Origin of the sequence: Kineococcus rubinsiae (assembly GCF_011839805.1) — a bacterium.
Classification (GTDB): Bacteria; Actinomycetota; Actinomycetes; order Actinomycetales; family Kineococcaceae; genus Kineococcus; species Kineococcus rubinsiae.
Window position 1 is genome coordinate 1 of the sequence record NZ_VWPY01000110.1, and the last position, 4500, is coordinate 4500.

3 protein-coding genes and 2 pseudogenes are annotated in these 4500 nt (G+C 37.0%); 2 read left to right on the forward strand and 3 right to left on the reverse strand.

Translation table 11 applies throughout. The features are described 5' to 3' along the window. The 3 genes and pseudogenes from F1544_RS27090 to F1544_RS27100 all read right to left on the reverse strand — a co-directional run. A pseudogene (locus F1544_RS27090) lies at positions 1 to 75 on the reverse strand (plasmid replication DNA-binding protein); the annotation flags it as partial. A gap of 66 nt (positions 76 to 141) precedes the next feature. Continuing rightward, positions 142 to 1065 (reverse strand): replication initiation protein RepM, encoded by a 924-nt coding sequence (gene repM, locus F1544_RS27095; RefSeq protein ID WP_023271596.1) that lies wholly within the window; start codon positions 1063 to 1065, stop codon positions 142 to 144. A 539-nt stretch (positions 1066 to 1604) separates the two neighbouring features. After that, on the reverse strand, positions 1605 to 2777 hold the full coding sequence (locus F1544_RS27100) for a MobA/MobL family protein (protein ID WP_167588530.1): 1173 nt from the start codon (positions 2775 to 2777) through the stop codon (positions 1605 to 1607). A 305-nt stretch (positions 2778 to 3082) separates the two neighbouring features. Between F1544_RS27100 and F1544_RS27105 the strand changes: the two genes are divergently transcribed. Next, a complete protein-coding gene (locus F1544_RS27105) occupies positions 3083 to 3859 on the forward strand; it encodes a hypothetical protein (protein ID WP_004762676.1) in 777 nt (258 codons plus the stop codon). 224 nt (positions 3860 to 4083) lie between these two features. Continuing rightward, positions 4084 to 4500: pseudogene (locus tag F1544_RS27110) on the forward strand (hypothetical protein); the annotation flags it as partial.

Here is a 4500-nt window from a genome sequence, read left to right on the forward strand (position 1 = left end):
ATTTATATGAGCATATATAGCTTGTCTTGAATATCCATACAGCTTAGCTAATTCTGAAACTGATAATTTTTTCATATTGTAAACTGGGAGTTAAATTGAGTTAATACTTCACTGTTAAGTTGACAAAGTCAATTTACAAACCTATTTGAATCCTAATTCTTTAAGATATGGAGAATATTCTTTAATTTTTTTAGGATCTGTTAAGTCTCTAGATATTCTAATTATAAAGTCATCATAGCTTTCACCTGCTTTACTATATTTTGATGCGAATGTGGGTTCATAAGCTAACCTACCTGAGAACAAAAGAATCTGTTTATCTGTCAATTGGCCAATCAGTTCTAGTTGTTCACTCCTTGTTTTAGAAATATTTTTAACTGACGTCTTTGGCTTAAATGAAAAGCTATAGCCTGAAATTGATCGTCCAGTTTTATGCTGTTCAGACTTAACATTGATGTCCGTAAAAGTATTGATTTGAGATATAGCTATATCTAGAACTCTTCTTTTGAAATTATCTGAGCGCGTATATTCATCATCCGCAATACCAAGTTGCTGCCTAAATTCTGAAATCTCAAATACTGGAGTTTGACCAGTGCTACGCCAAGCAACTAGTAGTTCATAAAGTCTAGTGGCATATCTGCTTGTCAATTGACTTACTTGCTTTAGTTCATAACTAGTAAATCGTTCCTCAAGCCTTGTAATTAATGGGACGACAGCTGGTGAAAAGATAAGACTTACTGATGCTTCATTATCAATATAGCTAATTTCGCTTACCCAACGGCTATGAGTAGTTTTTACATTCCCTTTATCTGTTAAAGATTGATAAGTGAACCTCCTATCAAATAAGACCTTACTTGCCTCTTTCAAAACAGCATAAGCCGTATGTTTCTCTACACCGAAATTCTCTATATAGCTGGATGCATGAATTACTAAAGCATCATTAGCATTGATTCCTTTACCTGTTTGTCTAGCTTCAATAATTGCTAGTAGAACTAGCCTTTGCTCAACTAAATCAAGATTATAACTTGCATTAATTAGAGCATTATCTTTGACAACTAAGTCTTTCATTATTCTTATTACTACATCATAAAATCATGTAGTAATACTACATCAAATATTGAAGTAGTCAAATGGTCGATAAACGTAGTGATATAGGTCGATAAACGTAGTGATATAGGTCGATAAACGTAGTGATATAGGTCGATAAACGTAGTGGTATTACCTCTAAAACTATTGCTATTAGAGGCTTTCAGCTACTCTAAAAGTATTTAAAAGTATTAAAAATTATTAAAAACATTGAGAATGAAAAATTGCCCGTGGTTTTCGCTACGCTCAAACTCTATTGAATCTCGCTTTCGCTCGATTCAGGGGCAATTTTTCGGTTAATTCCTTCGTGAATTTGAGAAAAAGCAAAAGCAACTCGGAATTCGCTTCGCTCATAAAACTTTATGCTCGCTTCGCTCGGTCTAGGCTCTCATTTCGACATCTAAACTTCACTTTTTTAGGTTTGTTAACCTAAAAAAGCGGTTTTTCAGAGGGCCGAGGCGCGACTTTTGGTGATATCGCTCGTAGACACTCGCTCTGTACTTTCTGATCCAGATCCATTTTTAAAAACCCAGACCATCATAATCATTTCGTTTCGGTTCAAGCTGTGAGGGGTGTATTTCAGGTTTTGGCTTCGGCTGTGATGTTGGTTCAATCACTGGTTTTGGTTGTACAGATAGGACTTTAAACTCCATGTCCGGTTCAGGGTATAACCTGGCGTTGTTGAGATTAAAATTGATGGTATCGATATCCCATTTTTCGTGATGCAGGATCGGTTGCTGGGTTTGAATAATTTCGTTGATATCGTGGCCCAGTTCTTTTTTGTTGCTGGCTTTTTTAATGAGGTGATTGAGGTAGTGCATCACTTCAGGAGAGCTGAAGGGTTCGTTTGAGCAGCTGTAGTAGTATTCATGCTGTTGATCAAAGTGTTGTTGGCGCTGTTCCAGTTCTCGTTCTTTGGCATTGTGTTGTCTGATTTTCTGGATTTCCGTCAGGTATTCCACAGTTTCATTTTGTTTGCCTGTCCCCAGTTTGGGTTCTGGTAGGTAGAGGGTGCCGTGTATCTCGTTGTATTTTTCGTAGTTGTCTGCCGAAACTTGATTTTTAATTTGGATCTCCTGGCCATCGATCTGGTAAGTCACGGTTGGGCTATGTTCTGCCAATGCGTCATTCAGGTGATTTTCCCAAGCTTTTCGGATATGCAGGAGGTAAGTGGTGTAATCAGCATGGCCATCCTGGAGCTGGATTTTCTTGGCACCGCCTTTGGCCGGATCTTGGGGATTATAGCGTTTAAAGTACTGTTCGGCTGTGCGTTCAATGCCGTCATCGGCTTTGAGGGAGAACATGAGGTGGCAATGGGGCTGTTCTTCGCCGCTGAGACGCGATTTAACGTTGTGTATGGCGTATGAATGTGGATATTGCTGTGGAGCTATATGTTTGTCTAAAAACGTCTCTATGAGCGTTTTACGCTGGTCTGGCGTGAATTCGTTGGGAAGGGCAATTTCATACTCGATGTAGACTTTGGCATTGGCTCGCTCAAAAGTATCAGCGGCTTGCCAAAACTCAATTGGATCTTTTACCCAGGACGGCATGCATTTGCCAGGTTCAACGTATTCTAAAATTTCGTCACTTTTCTTGCGGACGTTTTCGTATTGCATCAGTCGGGAAATATAGAGGTAGTGGCCCATTGCATAACCTTTATTTTTGTTTTTGACGCTGAAATGGTAGCTGGCCATGTTCACCTCTAAATGGTTTTGGACCGGTTTTTATGGAGTGAAACGAAATGAAAACCGCCCGGATTTGGAATGCCTCAATGGCTGAAAAATCCGGTTGAAGGGGGTCAAGGGGGAAGCGCCCCATTGCGTACTAGTTTCTCCGATGAGGAGAAACTGTCAAGTGCGAATTATTTAAATAAAAAATAGAAATTCTTTTCAAGAAATTTTATTTTTTATTTAAATAATTATTTTCAGACTGCCCTCTTTAAATATGGTAAAACCATATTTAAAGAGGTTGCAGTTCTGAAAATTTGGTGGCCGATGATATGACACTAGAAAAAGCAAAAAAGCGTGGTAGACCTTCTCAACTTTTACAAATGGCAGAGTTACATGCTTTCGTTGAGTTTTTATTAGAAAAAGATCCTCGTTCGGAACTTCAAAATCAGGTTATTGATGCACTACAAGCTGAAGACTTTAACTTTGAAATGTTGTCTGAAGCTCAGCAGATTCTTGTGAAAGAAGCGTTAAAACCGTACCGTGAGCATTTGAAGCTTCAGTTGTTGTTTGATGAGTTGGTGAGAACTCCGGGAAGGACTAAGTATGAAGAAAAATTTTTGGAGCTGTACCAAGATTATAAAAAAGATGATCTAGATCCAGCTGAAATGAATATCCTGAAAACAATGTGTACGCGCTATCTGAATTTTAAAGCGCAAAAGCTTGAATACAGTGACTTGGAGCTGTATTTGAGTCAGATTCAGAAAAAGGATGCCGGGAAAAAACGTAAAGCTGAAAATCAACGTAAGTTTGAAGTGGGCGGTGGGGTTTTAAGTCTTTATAAAGTAAAAGATGATGAAAATTTAGACAGTAAAAAGTTTCTAAAAGGAATCGAAATTGACCGTTTTCTTGCCGGGAAATTTCGTCAATCTCAACTTTATAAAAAGGTTTGGGCACTAGAGCGACCAAATACAGAAAAGTATCAACTACTTTTTGAGGTTCTCCATCAGCTGTCTGGATATAGCCTAAAAGGGCAGACTTTAACGCTTCTCGATTTAGCGATTATAGATGCTCAAAAAAAGATAAAAAGTAGGTCTGAAAAAGAATGAATTTTTTGACTGTCCGCTTTTTAGCTGACTTTTCTATTTTGGCAATTGTAAATTTATGCGAAATTTATTATTTTAAAAATAAGGTCGCCTACCGTACTTACGCATGAGTAGAAAAGGGATAAAAAACCATAGGTTTAATTTTTAAAGCCATATCTAAAATTTAATTTTCTTAAGTATCAACTCGTTTGGTTCTTAGCATTTAAACATGCGTTGCTAGAAGTCTTATGACACCAAAGATTCTTTGTATAAAGAGTTTAGAGTTGGAAGTAGAGAAAATTATGTCTATTCAAGAATTCGCATTTCAATTATCTAAAAAAATTCAGGAACAGCATTCTGTAAAGATTAGCCGTTCACATATTTATGAATTAATTGCTTTAGATCAGGACTATAGAACCTATAGCTCTTTTGTTGCTCAAAATCTTTTACTTGATGCTCAATATGATGATTCTGAAGAATATTATCAGCATGAATTAATTGATGCCCTAACTCTAGAAATATTGAAAAATCCGCCTGAAACAGATTATCTAAATTATAGTGAAGATGACCTTCATTGGGATGATTATGAAGGTAATGCTTTACTGGAAAAGATTAAAAAAATCACCATAAGACTTAAGGATTTACTAAAATTCGATGCGTCAGAG

What these genes read in the sequence shown, in the direction of transcription:
- repM (WP_023271596.1), bottom strand. Translation starts at nt 1,065, where the DNA reads ATGAAAGACTTAGTTGTCAAAGATAATGCTCTAATTAATGCAAGTTAT.
- F1544_RS27105 (WP_004762676.1), top strand. Translation starts at nt 3,083, where the DNA reads ATGACACTAGAAAAAGCAAAAAAGCGTGGTAGACCTTCTCAACTTTTA.
- F1544_RS27100 (WP_167588530.1), bottom strand. Translation starts at nt 2,777, where the DNA reads ATGGCCAGCTACCATTTCAGCGTCAAAAACAAAAATAAAGGTTATGCA.